This window comes from Brevibacterium sp. HMSC07C04 (assembly GCF_001815905.1).
Classification (GTDB): domain Bacteria; phylum Actinomycetota; class Actinomycetes; order Actinomycetales; family Brevibacteriaceae; genus Brevibacterium.
The window spans coordinates 73002-94635 of the sequence record NZ_KV823238.1 but is presented as its reverse complement, the minus strand read 5'-3'; the positions used below and the strand labels follow the sequence as shown (position 1 = coordinate 94635).

The following is a 21634-nucleotide window of genomic DNA, read 5'->3' as shown; positions in this document are numbered from 1 at the left end:
GGAGACATGAGGATCCACATTGCCGCCCTGGGCGGAACCATTGCGTCTGTTCCCGATTCATCCGGAGGGGTTGCTCCCAGCGTCTCCGGTGAAGACATCGCCCGCGCCGCCAACCTCAACACGATTGACCTAAGCGCGGTGCTTGGACACGCGAACCCACCAGCAGGGCAGGCGGGCGAAGAAGGAACAGCAGGTGCAGGCAGCCGGTCATCCAGTCTGCAGCTGACATACGAGCAGGTGGCGCAGGTCGGCTCGGGGTCCATCACCGTCGAACACCTGCTGGGTGTGGTGGAATCAGCCCGCACCGCAGCACGCGAAGGCGCCGTCGGCGTTGTGCTGACACAGGGAACTGACACGCTGGAAGAGACCGCGTTTGTCCTGTCCCGGATCAACGATTCGGGCATTCCGATCGTCGTCACCGGGGCTATGCGCAACCCGTCCCTGCCCGGCGCCGACGGCCCGGCCAATGTGCGCGCCGCCGTCATCACTGCACTGTCCCCGCAGGTGCGCGGCCTGCCGAGCGTGCTGGTGATGGCCGATGAAATCCACGACCCCGTATTTGTGCGCAAAAACCACACGAGCTTCACACACGCCTTTTCCTCCGGCCCCACAGCCGGGCCGCTGGGCTGGGTGAGCGAAGATTGCGTCGTTCTGCCCCATGTTCCTGCCGGGCTGACGGGAGCCCGTCCGGCTGGTGCTGTGGGTGCGGCCGGTGAGTCGAGTTCAGCCGAAGAGGCAGGGGTTTCCGGGGCGGCACCTCGTCCCCAGTATCCCGGGCTGACCAGCGCGCACACTGTCCCCCAGGTGGCGGTCATTGCCGTGGGGCTGGGCGATTCGCTCAGCATTCTCGACGCTGTTGCCGATGCCGGTTATGCCGGCTGTGTTCTTGCCGGTGTGGGCGGCGGGCACGTGCCGCAGTCAGCGCTGCCTGCGATTGAGCGGCTGGCTCAGCGGATGCCGGTTGTGTATGCATCCCGGACCGGATCGGGCTCTGCACTAGAAAGCACCTACGGCTACCCCGGTGGCGAAATCGGCCTGCAGAAGATGGGGCTCGTGCCCGCCGGTGTGCTCGATCCCTATAAGGCGCGACTCCAGCTGCGGCTTGCGCTTGCCGCTATTGGTGAGGCGAGCGCGGATGTTCGGGCTGGTGTGGAGGTAGCTTTCGCCCCCTTCCGGGCCGGATTCACGCGCTAATGCAGCGCACCAACAACGCCAGACTCCACCCAACCCGCACCAGACTCACGCGGTAATGCAGACTTGCGCGCAAATGCGGGCCTGGCCTGCGCCCACTCGCGGATCCGCTTCGTCTCGTCGCTGCGCCCGCGGGAGGCGCCTCGTCGGGCGCGGCCCTCGACGCGCCGTACATGCTCCGCCCATGCCGCGAACTCGTCGCGGAGCTTCTGCGCGTTCTTGTCGTTGAGATCGATCTCGTAGGTGACGTCGTCGAGGGCGAACTCGACCGTCGAGGTGGCTGCGGAGCCGTCGAGGTCGTCGGTCACGAAGTCCGGGTAGGTGGTGGTCTGGTCAGCAGTGCGTGTGCCGCACCGCGGCTGCTGCCGTCGGCCACACCGCCGAGATCTCGCCACTGTGGCCGACGGCCGCACCGGCGCGGCCGTCCGCCAGCACGAGCATCGTGTGGAAGTCCTGCTGGAGCTCGGTGGGGGTGGCCCTGCTGGCCTGCTTCCCCCGCGGCGTCCTGGGTGTACCGCTCCGCGAGCCCACTGCTGTAGGACCGTGCAGATGTCGGCCCGGGGGCCGTGTGACCGCACAGCACCAACTTGTCGCGCGTGGCGGCCCGGGCTGTCACACCAGACGGATAAACGGGTGTAATAACAGTGGCATGACGGTAGCTATGCCGGGGAAATAAACGGTACGATGGGGCGACACCTTCGGAAGGGAGGCACCCATGGTTTCCACGACATCCTCCGCCACCTCGGCAGATGCTCGAGCGACCCAGAACCAGGCCTACCGACGTGCAATCGCCCTCGACGTCCGTGAGATCACCCGGCGTCTGAACGCCTCGCTCGGAGGGACCCTGGTCTCGGCTCTCGCCGGCGCCTCGGACACGAAGTCCTCGCACAAGTGGGCGAAGTCCACCGGCCCCAACCCGCGCCCGGAGACCGTCAAGCGCCTCTACTTCGCCTACGAGCAGTGGCAGAAGGTCTCCGAGGCCGAAGGTGAGCACACCGCCCGGGTGTGGTTCATCGGAGCGAACCCCTGGCTGGGGTACGACACTCCGGTGAACGCGATCCGAGAGGGACGCCTCCCGGAGGTCGCGACGGCGGCGCAGGCCCTGGTCGACGACTCGTTCAGCGGCTGACCCGCGGCGAGGGCTGGTGGAGGGTCTGTCGCTCGGCTGTGTGCGGCCGGGTCGGAGGCCGGCGCTCTGGGCCTCCGGTCGGCCAGCCGCGCGGGCGATCTCCTGCCCCATCGTCTTCGCATCCTCGCCGGTCAGCACCCTGTACAGGCCGGAGAACCCTTCGGGTGTGGCGATGGCTCTCGCTCCCTTCCGGGCCGGATTCACGCGGTAATGCAGACTTGCGCGCAAATGCGGCGCAACAACGCGTGACTCTGCATTAAAGCGTGATTCTGCGGTTGCAGGCGGACAAAACCAGCCCGACGGCGTCAGCACCCAGTGCGGTTTACAGCCGCGGGGCCGGCGGCAGGGTCCACGAGGGGTCGGGGTGGAAGCGCTTCCACGCATCGTCAAAAGCCCAGTGACCGGCACGCATCTGGTCAAGGGCCAAGCGCTTCTCCGCCTCGATCGCTGCGGCAATGCCCTCATCCCACTGACCGAAGCGGACAGCAGCTTCGAGTTCGTCGCGGTCTTTTTCCTCCACGCTCCCGTCAGGTCGCACCAGAATGTCGAGCACATGGTCCGCGGTGTACAGGGAGTCACCAGCAATTGTGTGCGGGTGCTCCAAGTTGATGTACCAACAGCGGAACTGCCCCGTTTCGGCCCAGAAAAGCCACACAGAAAACGGCATGCCCGTCGGCACAATGCGCAGCACACCCGTGCCGCGCCAGTGCCGACGATAGCTGACGCGGTCAGTGGATTGGGGCGAAAAGCGTTCGGCGTAGCCCAGTTCGTGCGGATTGACGTCCTCCCGGCCCGCAAAGCGGCTGTCGACCGTGGGCGTGTCCCCGGCAAGCCACACAACCAGGCCGCGCTCAGTGTGCTGGACAACGCGCACCGGCTGGATCACCTCACTGCCGTGGGCGGCGAAATCGTGCCGACGGAAACGCCAATTCAGAAGCGAACCGTGAGCAAAGAACGGCGCGTCGCCCACTCCCCGCCCCTCCGGGTGGTGCACGTCAAAGGGCCCCTGCGGGTCGAGCGGACCAGAATGTTCGCGAGCCCGAACAGAGTTGAGAATCTCAGCCACGCAGCTGCGTCCATTCCTCGACCACCCACGGGCTGAAGACAAACGGCGCTTGGCGCAGTACGTCTGTCAGCGCGTCGGGCTCGATCCAGGCGAAGTCCATGACTTCGTCGGTCACCGGCAGGAGCTCACCGTCGATCTTGGCGGAGAACACGGGACAGATTTCGTTTTCGACAACTCCCGATGCGTCAATTGCTCGGTAGCGGAAGTCCGGCAGGATCTCGGTGATGTCAACAACCTTGGTGCCCAGTTCCTGTGCGGCGCGCCTTTCGATCGCGGCGGTGAATGACTCCCCCGGCGCAGGGTGCCCGCAGAAGGAGTTGGTCCACACGCCCGGCCACGTGGCCTTGCCCAGCGCTCGGCGGGTCATGAGCACCTGGCCCGCATCGTTGTGGAGAAAACAGGAAAAGGCCAGGTGAAGCGGGGTATCGGCCGTATGCACTGCCGCCTTGTCAGCCTCGCCGATGGGCTTGCCTGCCTCATCGAGAAGAACAACGTACTCCGTCATGGGGACCCTCCTTGCGGCTGGCTGACACTGTGACTGGCGGGGTGTTCTCACCCTAGCCGCTGCCGCCGAAACAAACTCCCAGCCAACCGTGCAGCACAGCTGCTGTGCCGAACTGATCCGGGCAGGTACCTCGGTATCTTCCGGCGCCGGGCGGCTTCAGCCTTGCATTGCCGGCAGCCGCACTTCCATTTCAGCCGACGCGACATCTTTCTCCCGCGGTCGGATGAACAGCCAATGCACGCCGTAGCAGACAGGAACCACGCCCAGGCCTATCACCAATGACAGCCTCTGGGTGGGGTCCAGAGCCATACCGACGAACACCGCCAGATTCAGCAGCACCACGAGGATCGGCACAGCCGGGAATAGGGGCACCCTGTAGGGAAGCTGTTTGACGTCCCCACCGGACTTCACGAACTTGGTGCGGAAAGCGTATTGGGTCAGTGCGATCGTGATCCACGACAGCGCACCGCCTATGCCGGAGACCGACATGAGGAAGACAAAAAGCGTGTCTTCTGCAACGAAGCTCGACAGAAGCGACAGCAGGCCGAAGGCCATCGTGAAGATCAGACCGCCGTAGGGCGAACCGTTCTTGAGTGTGCGGGTGAAGAACTTCGGCGCATGTCCATCGTGGCCGAGCGACCACATGATGCGCGAACACATGTACAGCCCCGTATTGCCCACCGACAGGATGGACACCAGCACCACGAAGTTCATAATGTCCGCAGCAAAGGGGATGCCGATGGCTTCGAACACCGTGACGAACGGGCTTTCCGACAGTCCCGCCTGGCGCCAGGGAATGAGAGCTATGAGAATGACGACAGCGCCCAGGTACAAGAACACCAGGCGGAACACGATCGTCCGCACTGCCCTGGGCACAGCCTTGGCCGGGTTTTCCGCCTCGCCTGCGGCAACTCCCATGACCTCCGAGCCCATGAACGTGTAGATCACCGTCATCATGGCGGCAAGAACCGCGCCGATCCCCGTGGGGAAGAAACCGCCGTCAGCGTAGAAGTTCTCCCAGCGCGGCTGGGCCTGGCCATCCATGCCGACCACCCCGAAAAGCACCAGTCCGCCGATGATGATGAACGCGGCGACAGCAGCGACCTTGACGAAAGCCAAACCGGATTCGACTTCTGCAAAGCCGCGAACGCTGAACAGGTTGATGACGAACAGGACCACAATGAAGACACCGGACCACACCGCCGTGGGAACGTCAGGGAACCAGAACTTCATGACAATACCGGCGGCTAAGAACTCCAGGCCGATGAAGCTTGCCCACGACAGCCAGTAGATCCAGCCGATTGTGAACCCCGTCCCGGGCCCCAGGAGCTTTGTTGCATGGGCTTGGAACGACCCGGAGGCCGGCATCACGGACGAGGTTTCGCCCAGGCACGACATGGTCAGCCACAGGAGAAAACCGCCGACCACATACGCCGCGATCGTCCCGCCGGGGCCAGCCCGACTGATGACGTCGCCCGTGCCCAGGAACAGGCCCGTGCCGATGACCCCAGCAAGCGCAATCATGAACATGTGGCGACTCTTGATGCTTCTTTTGAGCGCCTGCCGCTTATGCCCGCGCGCACCCTTGGGAATCGGCTCTTCCTCACGAGCGCTGCTGAGACGGTTTTTGTCATGACGCGACATTGCTGGGGCCTCCGGTTAGTGGGCTATTAACTATTCGCCCACCAGAGGAGATAGTCAAGTGGCCCCATGCCAGGCTCGTCGTCTTCTAGCCCGTCTTCGTAGAAGCCTTCATCAAGGGCCTCATTCTCGACATCGTCTAAGGACTCGTCTTCCTCGTCTGAGTACTCGTCCCCTTCATCGGAGTACTCGTCTTCTTCGTCTGAGGACTCGTCCTCTTCATCGACCTCCGAATACCCGAGTTCAATATCCCCCGCACCGGCGTTGAGATTCAGCGGAATGTCCTCGCCGACTTCTTTCATGTCAGCGACTCGCCTGGCTTCGATTTCGATCTTGTCGTCTTCCAGGTTGGCCTTTCCGTCGTCGACGATGGCGTAGCCGCGTCCGTCCTTTACATTCTTCGGATCCGGCACTTCCAGGTCGGCGGATCCGGCTGCAACGCTGAGGTCGACACCGTCGGCAGGCTGGATATTCGGGTCCAGCGACAGGTCAGCTGATCCCGCGGTGACGTTGACTGACATCTTCTTGCGCACTTCGACGGGCAGCGATCTGACCTCACCACCGCGGACTTCCCAGCTGGTCTCATCGAAGGTTCCCTCGATGTCGGCTTTTCCGCCCTTGACGTCGAGTGCCAGCTTCTCGGCTCCACCACCGACGTTCACGGCACCGCCGGTCATTGAGGCGGCGATGTCTTTGTAGTTGCCGAAAACCTGAAGTACGCCGCCGCTGACCTTCACGTCGACGTTGAGGTTTTGTGCCACTGCTTCCGGCAGACCGATGGTCACGTCAACACCCTGGCTGTCCTGAGATTTGACGTCCAGAACCGCTGTCGAACCGTTCGTCTGCACCGTGACGGGCGCTTTGCCCTCACTGTCGCCCTTGAGCTGGCGATAGCTGGCGTCAAACCATCCGGTGGCCTGGGCATCCGGTGGCACGTCACGGTCGCCGAACTGTGCCGAATCCACGAGCGTCACAGCCGCGCGGCCCGTTCTGACTTCGAGCTTGTCGATGCCTTCGGGAATCGCACCGTTCTGGGTTTCGACCCCGAATTTGGCTGCAACCACCATCGCCGATGCGACTGCGCCGAGCGGCACGACCAGGGAAAGAACCGCCGCTATGACGACCCCGGTCTTCCACGCGGTGCCCGATGCGGACCGCGGGAGCTTGTTTTCCTCCGGCTGCGGCTCCGGCTCCGGAGTGGGCTGTGGGGTGGACTGCTGGCTCGGCTCCGGCGTGGGCTGATTGTTGTCACGAGGTGTGGGCATGATCTTGGTATTCATGTCAGGCTCCCAAAAACTTCAGGACCGCAAGAATGCGGCGGTTGTCGTCGGCGTCGGCTGACAGGCCGAGTTTGGTGAACACCGACGAAATGTGCTTTTCGACTGCTCCGGCGCTTAAGAACAGCGCGGATGCGATGGCAGAGTTCGATTTGCCTTCGGCCATGAGTGCCAGCACTTCGCGTTCACGGGCGGAGAGCTGCTCAATTCCGGTGTCCCGGCGGGAGCGCACCATAATCTGGCTGACGACTTCCGGGTCGAGGACAGTGCCTCCGGAGGCGACCTTGTCGACCGCTTCGAGGAAATCGCTGACATCTGCCACACGGTCTTTCAGCAGGTAGCCGAAACCTCCGCTGTTATTTGCAATGAGGTCAGATGCGTAGCGCTCTTCGACGTACTGGGACAGGACAAGGACTCCAACGTCAGGGTTCTGCGCGCGGATGAGCACAGCCGCCCGGATGCCCTCGTCCGTGAACGTCGGCGGCATTCGCACGTCGATGACGGCCAAGTCTGGTTTGTGGGCGCTGATTGCTCCCAGCAGATTTGCGGCATCACCCGTTGTGTGGACGATGGTGTGGCCCGCATCTGAGAGCAGACGAACCAGTCCTTCCCGCAGGAGAACGGAGTCTTCGGCGATCACAATGCGCATGGCACCTCCACTTTCAGTTCGGTTGGTCCGCCATTGGGCGATGAGAATTCCCAGGTGCCCCGCACGGCCCGCACCCGGTCCTGCAGTCCCGCAAGACCGGAGTTTCCGTGGATCGGGAGGTGGGCTCCGCCTCGTCCGTTGTCAGAAACCTCGATCTGCAGTCGGGAAGCGTCGGCACTCATGCCGACCTTCACCTGTGCGCGGCTGGCCTGAGCGTGCTTGTTGATGTTGGTGAGGGCTTCGGCCACAACGAAGTAGGCAACGGATTCGATATCGCGGTCGATGCGCCCGGAAAGATTCACGGTGAGGTCAACCGGGACGACCGACTGGGCGGCAAGACCGGACAGGGCAGCGTCGAGGCCGCGGTCGCCCAGCACTGCAGGCTGCAGTCCGCGCACCAGGCGACGCAGTTCGGCAACCGCCTGCTTGGAGTCTTCGTGCGCTTCGGTGATGAGGGCGCGGGCACCCTCGGGGTCGGTCTCGAGTTTCGTCTTCGCCATGCCGATCTTCATCGACTGGGCAACCAGCATGGGCTGCACGCCGTCGTGGAGATCACGCTCCAGGCGGGCGCGTTCGGTTTCCGCAGCGCCGACCGCTCCCTGGCGAGCGTCGTCGAGGGCCGTCACTTCTTTTGTCAGGGCATCAGCTTTCGGCGGCGCCAACAGCAGTTTGTCGATTGCGCGGTCCAGAATCGCCGAGTACCACAGGATCGCCACGGTGAAGACCACCAGAACTACCGCGAGGACAAACCGCATCGGTGCGCTTCCAAGACCCACTTCGAAGCGCTCGCCGATTGCCTCTGACACAGTGTTGTTGACGAACACCATGGAAACCGCAAGCGCGAGGAAAGTCAGTGCTCCCAGAAGCGCACCCGCGAAGGACTTGAGGAAATGGTGGCCTGTTCCACGCCAGAATACGGGCGATATCAGGCACCGGCCCAACCATTTGAGCCACTCGGTGAATCCGGGCTGACGCCGCGGCATCTGCGGTTTCGGATAGCCCAGGCGGTAGATCGATTCAGCACGGTGACGCTCAGCAATGTTGACGCCCCACTGAAAGAAGAACCACGCCAGCAGTATGACCAGGCCGGAACCGGCAGCCGGCAGTGCCGAAATGCCGCTGAAGAACAAGAAGATTGACAGGCAGGAGATCGTCCACCAGACAAAACCGGAGGCCAGCAGGTTTGCTGTGCCTATGATCCCCGGATGTCCGGCTGGTTTGATCCAGCTGCCGTTCTGTGTTTGTGATTTCATGCTTCAATCCTCGCGGGCGGCCAACCCGATTCCCATGATGGAAGCCAGAGGAACACTGAGGGTTTTCCCTACTTGTCGCTCTACAGTAAACCGCATGAATCAGCAATCCCCGGTGCGCTCAAAGGCCCGCACGCAGATTCTCTTCTTCCTGGCGGCCAGCGCCGGCGTCACGATGTTCGCTCTCTACCACGTGTTCGAAGCACTGGGTTTCATAGCTCCACCGCCTCCGTTCGGTGACTCGATCGGCACAGTGGCATTCGGTGTTGACATCGCCCTGGGCGTTCTCGCGCTGGCGCTCCTGCCGTCAGCTATCCGCCACGACCCCATGGAAGTCGAATACGGCTATGTAGGCCCACCGTCAGCGCTGGTGGCCTCCCTGGTCATCCTGTCGGTCTGGATGGTGTCGCTGTTGGCCGCACCTGCTGGGGCCATTGTGCTCATCTCACTGTCAGCACGACTGTCGCTGAACTGGACAGCGCCGGCTGTGTGCGCTTCGCTCATGTCAGCCCTCGTCTACCAGCTGACCCACAGCCCCGCTCAGCCGGATATCTCCTGGACAACCGTCCTCGGGTCCTTTGTTCTCACTCTCATGCTCATCGCCATGGGATCCGTCCGCGGGCTCATTCTGCGCAGGCAGGCTCAGCGGGCAAAGCAGATGCGCCAGTCGCAGTCGGACCAGCCGACCGAACAGACCCAGCCCGGGTGAGCTCCAAGACCAGCCGGGGGCTTCTAGCCTGGTCACGTGGACAGCCTTCACCGCCGATAAGGGCGCAGTCTGCGAGGTAACGTAGCCCCCATGACTCACGCCACGTCCGAGTTCCCGACTCCGCACGCTGCGGCGGGTGCGGATCACGATCCAATGATCCAGGTGCGTGATGCACACCTTCACAACCTGAAACACATCGACGTCGACCTGCCCCGGGATACCCTCGTGGCGGTCACCGGGGTGTCGGGTTCGGGCAAGTCCAGCCTGGCCTTCGGCACCATTCATGGGGAGGCGCAGCGTCGCTACTTGGAGTCTGTCTCCCCCTTCGCGCGACGTCTCATCGGCGGCGCGGTCAACCCGCGCGTCGGATCGGTCACAGGACTGCCGCCGACGGTGGCTCTGCAGCAGTCCACCACCCTGGGTGGGGCACGCTCCTCCGTGGGCACGATCTCGAATATCTCGAATAGTATTCGGCTGCTCTTTTCCCGCTCCGGCAGCTACCCGGCCGGCATACGCGAGCGGCTGGAATACGGCAGGCTCGACTCCGACGCCTTCTCCCCCAACACCACCGCGGGGATGTGCCCCGAGTGCCAGGGAACCCGCACCGTGCACCGGCCGACGGAAGAGTCGATGGTGCCGGACCCCAGTCTGTCCATCTGGGACGGCGCGATCGCCGCGTGGCCGGGAGCGTGGCTGGGTAAGAACTTCCGGGACATCCTGGGCACCCTCGGCTACCCGCTCGACGTCCCGTGGCGGGATATTCCGCAAGAGGACCGCGACTGGATCCTGTTCACGGACGAGCAGCCGGTGGTCACCGTCCACCCAGTGCGCGACGAAAACGCCATGCAAGGATCGTATAAAGGCAAATGGCGCTCGGTTGCCGCCTACCTCACCGACTCCCTGGCGGAAACAGAGTCGGATAAGACCCGCCGCCGGGTGCTCTCCTTCATGCATTCATCGACATGCCCAACCTGCCAGGGCCGCGGGTTCCAACCGGATACCCTGCAGGTCACCTACGCCGGTTACCCCATCGACGAATTCAACGATTTGGCGTTGAAGGACGTGCTGGCTGTGCTGGAGGACCGCCTCCAGCACTTGGCAGGGATCGCGAAGCAGCAGTGGAACGAGCACGACGAGGCCGAAGAGCTGCTGTTGGATCAGGTGCTGCCCACGGTGCGCGCGGCGATCGAGCTGGCGTTGGGGCACCTGAGCCTCTCCCGCCCGGCACGGAGCTTGTCTGCGGGCGAGAACCAGCGTTTGCGGCTGGCTTCCCAGCTGAACTCGAACCTGTTCGGCACAGTCTATGTGCTGGATGAGCCTTCGGCCGGCCTGCACGTCGTGGAGCGGAAGGCAGTCTCCGAGCTGCTGCAGCGCTTCATCGCTTCCGGCAATTCGGTGCTTCTGGTGGAGCACGATATGTCCCTGGTGGCGGGATGCGATTGGATCGTGGATATCGGCCCTCGCGCCGGTGAGCGCGGCGGGGAGCTGGTGTTCTCCGGCCCTACCGAGCAGTTCCGCGCCAAAGCTGAGCAGCTGGGCTCGCCCACTGCTGCCGCTCTGAACGAGGACTTTCCCGAACTGACGGACACCCCGGCAGGCACCGGCGAATCCATCAGCCTGACCGGCGTGTACGCGCGCGCCTTCGACGGGGCCGACGTGGACTTCCCGCTGGGGACGCTCACCGCAGTCACGGGAGTATCCGGTTCCGGCAAATCCACCCTGGTCATCGGGGTGCTGGCCGATGTGGCGTCCCGCTCGGCCAGGCAGGTGATCGGCGCCGAAGAGACTTCGGACGAGGACCCGGATGCTGATTCCACGGCAGGTTCCGACGACTCCCGAGATTTCCGGGTGGACAGCCTGGCGGGGGTCGATAAGATCCGCCGGTTGGTTCACATCACTCAGAAGCCGATTGGGCGAACGGTGCGTTCGACCGTCGCGACCTACACGGGCCTGTTCGATCATGTCCGCAGGCTGTTTGCCAACACCCCGGAGGCCAAGCGGCGGGGCATGTCGGTGTCGGACTTTTCCTACAACACGAAAAAGGGCCGCTGCCTGGAGTGCGATGGCGCTGGCAGCATCGAGGTTGAGCTGGTGTTCCTGCCCGGCACGTACACCACCTGCCCGGCCTGCCACGGCAAGCGCTATAAACAGGAGATCCTTGACCTGCAGTGGAACGGCCGCAGCATCGCGGATATCTTGGCGCTTACTGTGGACGAGGCGCTGGGAGTCTTCGCCGATGAGCCCAGGATTCTGCGCTCTGTCGAATTCCTGCACGCACTCGGCCTGGGCTATCTGCGCCTGGGACAGGGCTCTCCGGAGCTTTCGGGTGGGGAGGCGCAGCGCATCAAGCTGGCCTCCGAAATGCAGCGCGGCTCCGGACGCAAGCACAGCCTGTACCTCCTGGACGAGCCGACGACGGGGCTGCATCCGGCGGATGTGGACCTGCTGCTCACCCAACTGCGTCGTCTGGTCGACGACGGCGCGACGGTGGTCGTCATCGAGCACGACCTTCGGGTGGTCGCGCAGGCAGACCACGTCATCGACGTAGGTCCGGGAGCCGGAGACGAGGGCGGCCAGATCCTGGCCACCGGGACGCCTGCGGCGGTCGCTCAGCAGGGCACGCATCCGGATTCGCGCTCGGTGACGGCCCAGGTGTTAGCCGAACGAGCCGGCTTGATCTGAGCCGCACAATCCGGCTGGCGGGAGCGGATGTGCCCACGTGAAGGGGCGCCCACCAAAACAGACGAGGTGCCGCCCCCTTTCGCGCGGGGACGGCACCTCGACCGGTCGCAGCTGGATTGGTCACACCAACCGCCTCAGCGCGCACCGATCATTTCGGCTGCATGCGGATGGCGCCGTCCAGGCGGATGGTGTCGCCGTTGAGCATGGGGTTGCGCACGATCGATTCGACCAGCTGCGCATATTCGGCGGGCTTGCCCAGGCGTGCCGGGTGCGGAACCATCTTGCCGAGCGAGTCCTGTGCTTCCTGCGGAAGGCCTGCCATCATCGGGGTTTCGAAGATGCCCGGTGCGATGGTGACCACGCGGATGAGCGATTCGGCGAGTTCGCGGGCCATCGGCAGGGTGACAGCAGCCACACCGCCCTTGGATGCCGAGTACGCAATCTGGCCGATCTGACCGTCAAAAGCCGCAACCGAAGCGGTGTTGATGATGACGCCGCGCTCTTCGCCGTCGGCTTCGCCCTGCTGCATTGCCGCAGCTGCCAGGCGTGCCACGTTGACGGTGCCGACCAGGTTGATGCCGACGACCTTCTTGAAGGCATCGAGTTCCAGCGGCCCACGGCGTGACACGAGCTTGCCGGGTGTTCCCACACCGGCGCAGTTGACGACGATCCGCAGGGGACCGAGTTCAACTGCCTTGTCGACAGCGGCCTGGACCTGCTCTTCGCTCTGCACGTCGGCCTTGACGAAGTGCGCGCGTTCGCCGAGTTCTTCTGCGGCCTTCGCACCGGCTTCTTCGTTGAGGTCGATCATGACGACATTGGCACCGGCCGCGAGCAGACGCTCGGTTGTCGCACGGCCAAGACCGGACACGCCGCCGGTGACGAGGGCGGATACTCCCTGAATTTCCATAGCAATCTCCTCACTGTGGTGTTGCACAGCTCACTTTAACCCGAAGCCGTGCCCCTTACGATCGCGGAGTCGGGCGGAAGCGCTCCAGCGGATCGGTGACCACTTCGATGACGGTCGGCGCGGTGACTTCGCCGAGTTCTTCCAGCACCCCGTTGAGCTCTCCCAGGGAGCTCACAGTGTGTCCGACCGCGCCCATTCCGCGGGCCATGGCGGCAAAGGACGGCCATTCGACGAACGAGGTTTCGCCCTTGGCACCGAAGTTCTCCAGCTTGTAGAACTCCGCGCCATAGCAGGAGTCATTGAGCACGACCACCACCAGCGGAAGACGATCGCGCACGGCCGTGGAGACCTCCATGAGCGAATGCATTGCCGCCCCGTCGCCCACCCACACGACCGTCGGGCATGAAGAGTCCGCGTAGGCCGCACCGAGTCCCAGCGGGATGGCCAGGCCGATCGCCCCGAAGTAGCCGCCGAAGTCCCACTTGCCTGGGTCGACCACGAAGTGCCGGACGATCGACGGGAAGTACATGCCGATGTCGGACACCTGGTTGACCTGCTTCTTGCCGTCATTGCTGACGGCGGTGCTGATCAGCCGGGCCGCATCACGCACATCAATGTGGTCTTCGCGCGAGGTGGAGCGGTAGTCATCGAGGGCCTCTCGCTGGGGGCGGTCCTCTAGTGCCGCAACGTACTTGGGTGCGGGCCGACCGTCGGCGTCCGGGTCGGCTTCCAGCAGGGTTGCGGCGAGCGCGTCAACAGCTGCCGCAGCATCGGCCTGGATGGCAACGTCGGCTGGCCCGTATTTGCCGAGCGCCTCAGCGCAGATGTCTACCTGGATGACTTTTTTGCCTTCGAGCAGATGGTAGTGGTCGGTCTGCCAGTTGTTCAGCGAGGCTCCGAAGGAGATGACGACATCGGCCTCCCCCATGTATTCGACGCCCACTTCGTTGGACAGTGTGCCGTGGATGCCGAGGTTCTCCGGTTCACCGCGGAAGAGGTCCTTGGCAATCAGCGAGGTCATGACGGGCGCACCGATCATGCGGGCAAAGCGCAGCACGCCATCCCGCGCACCCGCGGCAATGGCACCTCGACCTGCCAGGACCAGCGGGCGGCGGGCCGACATGAGGTAGCCCAGTGCCTCCTCGATCCGTTCGGGGTCCGGGCCGAGCACGGACAGGGGCTTACTCAGATCGGGCAGATCAGGCAGGTCAACCTCGTCGTTCATCTGCGCGTACGGGATGTTGACGATGACCGGCTGCTGACGAGCGCGGGCGCGCGCGACCGCCTTGTGGATTGTCTTCACAGCGTCCGCGCCGGTGTGGGAGCGCTCATAGGCAGCACCCGCGACTGCCGCAACGGCGGCGATGTCGATGCGCTGATAGTGCTCGTTGACATCCGGGGTGTCGCCGGTGAGCAGCACGAGCGGCGTGCGGGCGCGCACAGCTTCCGTCAACGCGGTCAAAGCGTTGGTGATCGCGGGGCCGAAGGTGACGGTTGCCATCCCGACTTCGCCGGAGAAGCGCGCATAGCCGTCAGCCGCGAGGACGACGGCATCTTCAATCGACATGCCGACGTAGCGGCCGTCGGTCTGTTCGATGAAATGACCCAGATACGCGAGGTTGGCGTCGCCCATAAGGCCGAACAGCGGTTTGCCAGAACGTTCGTGAGCAAGGAAGCGGCTGATCGCTTCGTAGTTCTTCACTGCGGACTCCTTTGTAACAGCGGCTGCGCATGGTGCACGGCTGCACTGTACCCCGGCAGCGCGCTTCTTGTATGCAGAACGATCGTTTGAACCTGCGATAGCCTGACTTTTATGGAACGTTCAGGGAAGCAGCTCAAGGGCCGCGACGCCATTCTGCGCGCCGCGCGAGAAACATTCGCGGCAAAGGGATTCGACGGTGCGTCCATCCGCGACATCGCGAACACGGCGGGGCTGAACCTCTCTGCGCTCTACTACTACTTCGATTCCAAACAGGCAGCTCTTTTCGAACTCATCCGCACCAGCTACCAAGAGTTCAACAGCGCTATCGACGAAGCCCTCAAGGCCGCCGAACCGGACCCCGTCTGCCGTGTTGCGGTGTTTGTGCGCGTTCTTGTGCGCTACCGAGCTGCAAACCTCGCAAGCTCCAGGCTTCTGCTTCTGGAAACAGAGCGCCTGTCAGAGAAATACCGCCCCGAAATAGACGAGCTGCGCGTGTTCACCCGCGGTCAGCTGTACGAACAGGTTCGCCTTGGCAAAGAGCAGGGCGTTTTCGACATCGACAACCCCGACCTCGCTGCCCGGTCCGTGCTTGCCATCAGCAATGTCCTCCCCCAGTGGTGGCGCCCGGACGGCCCGCTGAAGGTCGAAGACCTCGAACGCGAATACCTTGAGCAGAGCCTGCGGATTCTCGGCTGCAGCGAGCGGGGCCCTCGCCTGACCGCCACCGTTCTGCCGCCGATTCCCTCCGACGCCTAAGAGCCGACCGTGGAGTTCCTCGGATGGCTGGGTTTCAACCCGGCAGAGCTGACGGGCATGTGGACACTCGACGTGTCCGTTCTAGGCAAGGCGCTGCGCACAGTCGCGGTCTACCTGTTCATCGCCGTGCTCATCCGCTTAGCCGGCGCCCGCTTTCTCGCGCAGATGAACTCACTGGACCTGGTGGTCGTCCTGTTGCTGTCAAACGTCGTGCAGAACGCCATCATCGGACCGGACTTTTCGCTCATCGGCGGTCTGCTCGGCGCTGCAATCTTCGTGGCCGCCAACGCTGGCTTGGAACGGCTGACCCTGCACTGGCCGTGGCTCAGCCGCGGCCTGCGCGGACGCTCGCGCAGACTCATCGACGACGGGCACATCCGCTGGCCGGAAATGCACAGGGCCGGCATCACCCGCGCCGAACTCGAATCTGCCGTGCGCCACCAGGGCGGCATGGGCTTAGACGCTGTCGACACCGTCGACCTCGAACCCGGAGGTTCCCTCGTCGTGGACCTCAAAGACGGGCGCGAGCCGATCACGCGGGCTGAGTTCTACGCGGCACTGGAGGACCTACACAAGGCGATTAAAGCAGGAAAGACGACCGGCACCTCGGAAGATGAAGACGAAGCTGCACCGGACGGCACGGAGGGTGCCGACCCGGCGAAATGAGCCGTTTCGCAATTTGGAACAATGTGGCCATGGCTCGCATTGTGAATACAGTCCTCGCCGACAAGGTGATGTCTGCTGAGGACGCTGCTCGTTTCATCAACCCCGGCGACAACGTCGGAATGTCCGGCTTCACCGGAAGCGGTTACCCCAAGGCCGTCCCCACGGCACTCGCTCACCGGATAGAAGCAGCACACGATGCGGGCGAAGACTTTTCGATCGGCCTGTTCACCGGAGCATCAACCTCGGACGAACTCGACGGCGCACTCGCAAACGCGAAAGGCGTGCGCTTTCGCACCCCGTTCAACACCGACCCGGACATGCGTGCGGCCATCAACAAGGGCGAAGTCGACTACCTTGACGCCCACCTGAGCCACCTGGCACAGCAGGTGTGGTTCGGCTTCTACGGCAAGCTCAACGTCGCCGTGATCGAAGTCGCTGCAGTCCTGCCCAATGGCCTGCTGGTTCCCGGCGCTTCGGTCGGCAACAACAAAACCTGGCTCGACCTGGCCGACAAGGTCATCCTGGAGGTCAACGAATGGCTGCCGAACGAAATCGAAGGCTTCCACGACATCTACTACGGCACGCACATTCCGCCGCACCGCAACCCAATCCAGATTCTGGACCCGGCCCAGCGAATCGGCGATCCCTACCTGCGGGTTGACGAATCGAAAGTCGTCGCGGTCGTCAAAACCAACTCCCCGGACCGCGACAACAAGTTCAACCCGGTTGACGAAAAATCCGAGGCGATGGCGAACTACCTCATCGACTTCCTCCGCTCGGAAGTCAAGAACGACCGCCTGCCGAAGAACCTTCTGCCGCTGCAGTCGGGCATCGGCAACGTCGCCAACGCAGTGCTCGCCGGGCTGCAGGAATCTGAATTCCGCAACCTCACATCCTTCACCGAGGTGGTGCAGGACAACCTGCTGAGCCTGCTGGAAGAGGGCACTTTCACCTCGGTGTCTGCCACCGCCCTGTCGCTGACGCGCGAAAAGGCCCAGTACTTCAACGACAATGTCGAGAAGTTCAAGGGCCGTCTGCTTCTGCGCCCGCAGGAAATGTCGAACCACCCCGAAATCGTCCGCCGCCTGGGCGTCATCGGCATCAACGGCATGGTCGAAGCCGACATCTACGGCAACGTCAACTCGACCCACATCACCGGCACGAAGATCGTCAACGGCATCGGCGGTTCTGGTGACTTCGCGCGCAATGCGTTCCTCAACTTCTTCGTTTCGCCCTCAACGGCCAAAGACGACGCGATTTCGTCTATCGTCCCGTTTGCCAGCCACGTCGACCACACGGAACACGACACCCACGTTCTCGTCACGGAACAGGGAATCGCAGACCTGCGCGGACTGTCGCCCATCAAGCGCGCCCGCCGCATCATCGACAACTGCGCTCATCCCCAGTTCCGGGACCGGCTCACCGATTACCTCGACCGGGCCATAGCCGCCGATCCCGGCGGCCAGCACACACCGCACATTCTCGACGAAGCGCTCAGCTGGCATATCAATCTGCGCGAGCACGGAAAGATGTGATCATGTTCGAAGAACCCACCTGCTCAGTCACCGAAGTCCCCGACGACGCGATCGTCCTTGACGTCCGCGGCCGCGATGAGTTCGCCGCCGGTCACATCAAAGACGCCATCAACGTGCCCCTTGACGAACTGCAGGAACGGCAGGACGAGGTGCCGTTTGACGTTGACGTGTACGTCATCTGCCGCACCGGACGCCGTTCGGCACACGCAACACAGTTCCTCAATATGGCCGGGCACGACTGCATCATGGTTGTCGGCGGCATGGACCAGTGGCATCACGAAGCCGAACTGCCGATTGTGGCCGAAGGCGACGGACAGCCGTATGTGAAATAGGATTCGCACAAACAGCGAGCGGGCCGGAAGGAAAACCTTTCCGGCCCGCTCTTTTTGGGCAAAGCGCGCAGTCGTGGACCACCGCCTTGACCAGGGCTGTCGGCGGTGCTTCCGGCGTGCCGACAGCCGGTCCGAGAGTTTTTGGAGCTTTGCCCATAATGCACGACTCAGTCCCATTTTCGAAATTCCCCGAGCACCTCGGTGAGTCGATTCCGGGTAACCGGAATCCGCTATTCAAGATTTCACCGCCTCACGGTGGAACTGAAGCGATAACTTCGGCACACTCTGCTATATGAACGACCGTGCTGGACATCCCGCTTCCGAAAGCGACCTCACCGACATCCCGCAGCTGCTGGACGACTACCACGACATCGTCCCCAATCCAGACGACCCGGCCCAGCGGGTGTCCTTCGGCACCTCGGGCCACCGGGGCACCAGCAGCGCAGGCTCGTTCAACGAGGCCCACATCGTCGCCATCACCCAGGCGATCGTGGAGTACCGGCGAGCCCAGGGCATCACCGGTCCGGTGTTCCTCGCCCGTGACACGCACGCACTGTCCGAACCGGCTTTTCTCACGGTCAACGAAGTCCTGGCGGCATCGAATATCCCCACGTTCATCGACGACCGCGACGGATACACTCCCACCCCGGTGCTGAGCTTTGCGGTTCTGCGCCACAATCGGGACTCAGCCACCCATTTCGGCCAGGCTGACGGCATCATCTTGACTCCCAGCCACAACCCGCCGACCGACGGCGGCATCAAATACAACCCGCCCCACGGCGGGCCGGCTGGAGCGGAGGAGACCGCGTGGATTGAAGACCGGGCCAATGAGCTTCTTTCCTCCTGGCAGGACATTCCGCGCACCCAGTTCCAGCGGGCCTTCCACCTGGAGAACACGCAGAACTTCGACTTCATCGGCGCCTATGTCAGCGCACTCGGCGATGTCGTCGACCTACCGGCGCTGCAGTCGGCGGGCCTGCGGATCGGCGCCGATCCGCTCGGCGGCGCCGCGGTCGACGTGTGGGCGGCCATTGCCGACGCCTACGACCTCGACCTGACCGTCATCAATCCGACAATCGACCCCACGTGGTCGTTTATGCACTTGGACTGGGACGGCAAGATCCGCATGGACTGCTCATCCGAATACGCCATGGCCGGTCTGATCAGCGCACGGTCGAACTTCGACATCGCACTCGGCAACGACCCTGACGCCGACCGCCACGGCATCGTCACCCCGGATGCCGGGCTGATGAACCCCAACCACTACTTGGCCACCGCAATTGACTACCTGCTCACCCACCGGCCCGCCTGGACTGCCGGCGGCAGCGCGCTGGGTGCGGCCGGAGTGGGCAAGACTCTCGTGAGCTCGCGGCTGATCGACTCGGTCATCACATCTCACGGCAGGACCGTGTACGAGGTGCCTGTCGGGTTCAAGTGGTTTGTTCCGGGACTTCTGGACTCGTCTTTGCTCTTCGGCGGCGAAGAGTCCGCTGGGGCTTCGTTCCTCGACAAGCAGGGTCGCCCTTGGAGCACTGACAAGGACGGCATCATCATGAGCCTGCTGGCGGCAGAAATGCTCGCGGTCACGGGGCAGACGCCCACACAGCGCTGTGCCGAGCTGACGCAACAGCACGGCGATTTCACCTACCGCAGGGTGGAAGCGGCTGCCGACCGCAAGCAGAAGGCCAAGCTCAAGTCGATCTCGGCTGACAGCGTCACGGCTGACTCTTTGGCCGGCGAGCCGATTACGGCGGTGCGCTCGCACGCACCCGGCAATGAGGCTGCGATCGGCGGGCTGAAAGTGGAAACCGAATCCGCGTGGTTTGCCGCCCGTCCTTCGGGAACAGAGGACATCTACAAGATCTACGCTGAATCGTCGAGGGGCGGGGAACACCTGCAGCGCGTCATTGACGAAGCGCAGGCTCTCGTCGATTCCGTTCTGGCGGACTGATGGTGATTCGGTACTGCTGACCGGAGCTGCGCTGGGCCCGGTTCGCACCGTGAGACGGAGGCCATCAGCCTACTGTTCCGCGGTCTAGGATATGACCATGTTCTCTGCCTACCGCGATATCTTCAGAATTCCCGGCACCCTGAAGTTCTCCGCGGCTGGTCTTATCGCCCGTCTGCCGATCGCCCTGCTGGGCTTGGGCCTGGTTCTCTTCATCCAGGAAGAAACGGGTTCCTACGCTCAGGCGGGAGTCGTTGCTGCCACCTTCATGACCGCTCAGGCGATTTCGAACCCTCTTCTGGGCAAGCAGATCGACCGGCACGGCCAGGCCAAGATCATGGTTCCCGCGACCATCATCCACGTCACAGCACTCATGTGCCTGCTGCTGGTGGTCTATCTGCGACTGTGGCCGGGCCTTGTGTTTGCCTCAGCCGCAATTGCAGGCGGGACGGTCGGTTCGGTGGGAGCGCTCGTGCGCGCTCGGTGGGCCGCGGTGACAAAGACCCAGAAAGAACTCGATACCGCATTCTCGTGGGAGGCGGTTGCCGATGAGCTCATGTTCGTATCCGGCCCAGCGATTGTCACCGCGCTGGCCACCGCACTGTGGGCCCCGTCCGGCATCGTCCTCTCCGTTGTCGCCGTCACGATCGGCTCGCTGCTGCTCTACCCGCAGAAGGCGACGGAGCCGCCCACCAGCAAGCGAGAACCGCGCGCTACGCGCGGCAAAGTGCTGGGGAATCCCGGAATCCTTCTTGCCGTCTTCGGGCACTTCTTCCTCGGCGTCAACTTCGGCGCAATCGATGTGTCAACAATCGCCAGCGCCGAAGAACACGGCATGAAGAGTGCTGCCGGAATCGCCCTGGCCGCCCACGCTTTCGGTTCGCTCATTGCGGGCATAGCCTACGGTGCAGTGAACTTCCGCGCACCGGTTCGTCTGCGCTACGCCGCCGCGGCGGGCGCCCTTGCACTGCTGTCGTGGCCGCTGATGTTCGCCCCGAACATTCCCGTGCTGGCAGTGTTCATGCTCCTTGTGGGCTTGACCGTTTCCCCCACGATCATCACCGGAAGCTCAGTCGTGCAGTCCCTGGCCCCACCCAAGCGGATGACAGAGGCCCTGGCATGGATTTCCACGGCCATCGGCTTCGGCATTGCGATCGGCTCTGCAGTGTCGGGAGTCTTCATCGACCGCTACGGCGCGCACGAGGGCTATCTGGTGGCCGCAGTGTCTATGACGGTCGGCGCCATCATCATCCTCGCCGCCAACCGCGCCTTCGAACCGCAGAAACAGCAGCGAGTCGTTCTCAGCTGACCAAGGCGCATTTTCACCTGCCATTCGCTTGACGAGCGCTTCCCCCGAAAATCAATGAAGGCACCCGTCGACACGCCCATGTCGGCGCCGCGTTAGATTTATTGACGAAAATCACACAATGTGACTGTTCTTTACGCGTATTCTCAGCGTATTATTGGAATACCGCGGTGGTCCGGCTGCAAAACGTCTGGCCATCGCGGATTAATTTTGCCCACTTGCGGGCCGCCGTCCCAGACACAACTCCTGTTAGCCACGGATCCACCCGTTAGCCGCAAGCACACTCCCGTTAGCCGCAGATCCACGCTTTAGCAACCACTGCTAACGGGAGTTTCCGTTGCTAACGCGCGTCTGGAGGGTGCTTCACCGCGAATGGAGGT

Annotated in this window: 19 protein-coding genes; 10 read left to right on the top strand and 9 right to left on the bottom strand. The window is 63.3% G+C overall.

Annotated features, from left to right (window positions below; genetic code table 11):
* Positions 1-6: 6 nt before the first annotated feature.
* Positions 7-1194: an asparaginase gene (locus HMPREF3162_RS02005; protein ID WP_070776774.1), complete on the top strand. Its 1188-nt coding sequence runs from the start codon at positions 7-9 to the stop codon at positions 1192-1194.
* Here the strand turns inward: HMPREF3162_RS02005 and HMPREF3162_RS02000 are convergent.
* Positions 1191-1499 (bottom strand): Lsr2 dimerization domain-containing protein, encoded by a 309-nt coding sequence (locus HMPREF3162_RS02000; RefSeq protein WP_070776773.1) that lies wholly within the window; start codon positions 1497-1499, stop codon positions 1191-1193. The genes HMPREF3162_RS02005 and HMPREF3162_RS02000 overlap by 4 nt on opposite strands.
* 407 nt (positions 1500-1906) lie before the next feature.
* On the opposite strand from HMPREF3162_RS02000, the gene HMPREF3162_RS01995 reads away from it, so the two are divergent.
* A complete protein-coding gene (locus HMPREF3162_RS01995) occupies positions 1907-2320 on the top strand; it encodes a hypothetical protein (protein ID WP_226829385.1) in 414 nt (137 codons plus the stop codon).
* Between the two features lie 322 nt (positions 2321-2642).
* On the opposite strand, the gene HMPREF3162_RS01990 is transcribed toward HMPREF3162_RS01995, so the two are convergent.
* The 6 genes from HMPREF3162_RS01990 to HMPREF3162_RS01965 all read right to left on the bottom strand — a co-directional run bounded on the left by HMPREF3162_RS01990 (position 2643) and on the right by HMPREF3162_RS01965 (position 8711).
* Complete coding sequence (locus tag HMPREF3162_RS01990; protein WP_256282574.1) at positions 2643-3386, bottom strand: ribonuclease FAU-1 family protein; 744 nt, start codon at positions 3384-3386, stop codon at positions 2643-2645.
* A complete protein-coding gene (idi, locus tag HMPREF3162_RS01985; RefSeq protein WP_070776772.1) occupies positions 3379-3891 on the bottom strand; it encodes an isopentenyl-diphosphate Delta-isomerase in 513 nt (170 codons plus the stop codon). The genes HMPREF3162_RS01990 and idi overlap by 8 nt, the downstream gene beginning before the upstream one ends.
* A 156-nt stretch (positions 3892-4047) precedes the next feature.
* Positions 4048-5535 carry an amino acid permease gene (locus HMPREF3162_RS01980; protein ID WP_083318870.1) on the bottom strand — a complete coding sequence of 496 codons (1488 nt, stop codon included), beginning with the start codon at positions 5533-5535 and terminating at the stop codon, positions 4048-4050.
* Between the two features lie 26 nt (positions 5536-5561).
* Positions 5562-6812, bottom strand: coding sequence for a hypothetical protein (locus HMPREF3162_RS11760; protein ID WP_070776770.1), 1251 nt, complete (start codon positions 6810-6812; stop codon positions 5562-5564).
* A 1-nt stretch (position 6813) separates the two neighbouring features.
* Positions 6814-7458, bottom strand: a complete 645-nt coding sequence (locus HMPREF3162_RS01970; RefSeq protein WP_070575658.1) for a response regulator transcription factor — start codon at positions 7456-7458, stop codon at positions 6814-6816.
* Positions 7446-8711: a sensor histidine kinase gene (locus HMPREF3162_RS01965; RefSeq protein ID WP_070776769.1), complete on the bottom strand. Its 1266-nt coding sequence runs from the start codon at positions 8709-8711 to the stop codon at positions 7446-7448. The genes HMPREF3162_RS01970 and HMPREF3162_RS01965 overlap by 13 nt, the downstream gene beginning before the upstream one ends.
* A gap of 94 nt (positions 8712-8805) precedes the next feature.
* On the opposite strand from HMPREF3162_RS01965, the gene HMPREF3162_RS01960 reads away from it, so the two are divergent.
* Positions 8806-9417: a hypothetical protein gene (locus tag HMPREF3162_RS01960; protein ID WP_256282571.1), complete on the top strand. Its 612-nt coding sequence runs from the start codon at positions 8806-8808 to the stop codon at positions 9415-9417.
* 153 nt (positions 9418-9570) lie between these two features.
* A complete protein-coding gene (locus tag HMPREF3162_RS01955) occupies positions 9571-12099 on the top strand; it encodes an excinuclease ABC subunit UvrA (protein ID WP_176747327.1) in 2529 nt (842 codons plus the stop codon).
* Between the two features lie 148 nt (positions 12100-12247).
* Here the strand turns inward: HMPREF3162_RS01955 and HMPREF3162_RS01950 are convergent, their stop codons facing one another.
* Together HMPREF3162_RS01950 and HMPREF3162_RS01945 are read right to left on the bottom strand one after the other, a co-directional pair.
* On the bottom strand, positions 12248-13009 hold the full coding sequence (locus tag HMPREF3162_RS01950; RefSeq protein ID WP_070776766.1) for an SDR family NAD(P)-dependent oxidoreductase: 762 nt from the start codon (positions 13007-13009) through the stop codon (positions 12248-12250).
* Positions 13010-13064: 55 nt separating this feature from the next.
* Positions 13065-14711, bottom strand: coding sequence for a thiamine pyrophosphate-binding protein (locus HMPREF3162_RS01945; protein WP_070776765.1), 1647 nt, complete (start codon positions 14709-14711; stop codon positions 13065-13067).
* A gap of 111 nt (positions 14712-14822) precedes the next feature.
* Between HMPREF3162_RS01945 and HMPREF3162_RS01940 the strand changes: the two genes are divergently transcribed.
* The 6 genes from HMPREF3162_RS01940 to HMPREF3162_RS01915 all read left to right on the top strand — a co-directional run bounded on the left by HMPREF3162_RS01940 (position 14823) and on the right by HMPREF3162_RS01915 (position 21257).
* Entirely contained in the window at positions 14823-15467 is a 645-nt protein-coding gene (locus HMPREF3162_RS01940) for a TetR/AcrR family transcriptional regulator (RefSeq protein WP_070776764.1), read from the top strand.
* 9 nt (positions 15468-15476) lie between these two features.
* Positions 15477-16133 carry a DUF421 domain-containing protein gene (locus HMPREF3162_RS01935; RefSeq protein ID WP_070776763.1) on the top strand — a complete coding sequence of 219 codons (657 nt, stop codon included), beginning with the start codon at positions 15477-15479 and terminating at the stop codon, positions 16131-16133.
* A gap of 29 nt (positions 16134-16162) precedes the next feature.
* A complete protein-coding gene (locus HMPREF3162_RS01930) occupies positions 16163-17668 on the top strand; it encodes an acetyl-CoA hydrolase/transferase family protein (RefSeq protein WP_218079089.1) in 1506 nt (501 codons plus the stop codon).
* A gap of 2 nt (positions 17669-17670) precedes the next feature.
* Positions 17671-18000, top strand: a complete 330-nt coding sequence (locus tag HMPREF3162_RS01925) for a rhodanese-like domain-containing protein (RefSeq protein ID WP_070575687.1) — start codon at positions 17671-17673, stop codon at positions 17998-18000.
* A 292-nt stretch (positions 18001-18292) separates the two neighbouring features.
* Positions 18293-19951: a phosphoglucomutase (alpha-D-glucose-1,6-bisphosphate-dependent) gene (pgm, locus tag HMPREF3162_RS01920; RefSeq protein WP_070575690.1), complete on the top strand. Its 1659-nt coding sequence runs from the start codon at positions 18293-18295 to the stop codon at positions 19949-19951.
* Between the two features lie 97 nt (positions 19952-20048).
* Positions 20049-21257 (top strand): MFS transporter, encoded by a 1209-nt coding sequence (locus tag HMPREF3162_RS01915; protein ID WP_070576345.1) that lies wholly within the window; start codon positions 20049-20051, stop codon positions 21255-21257.
* Positions 21258-21634 lie beyond the last annotated feature (377 nt).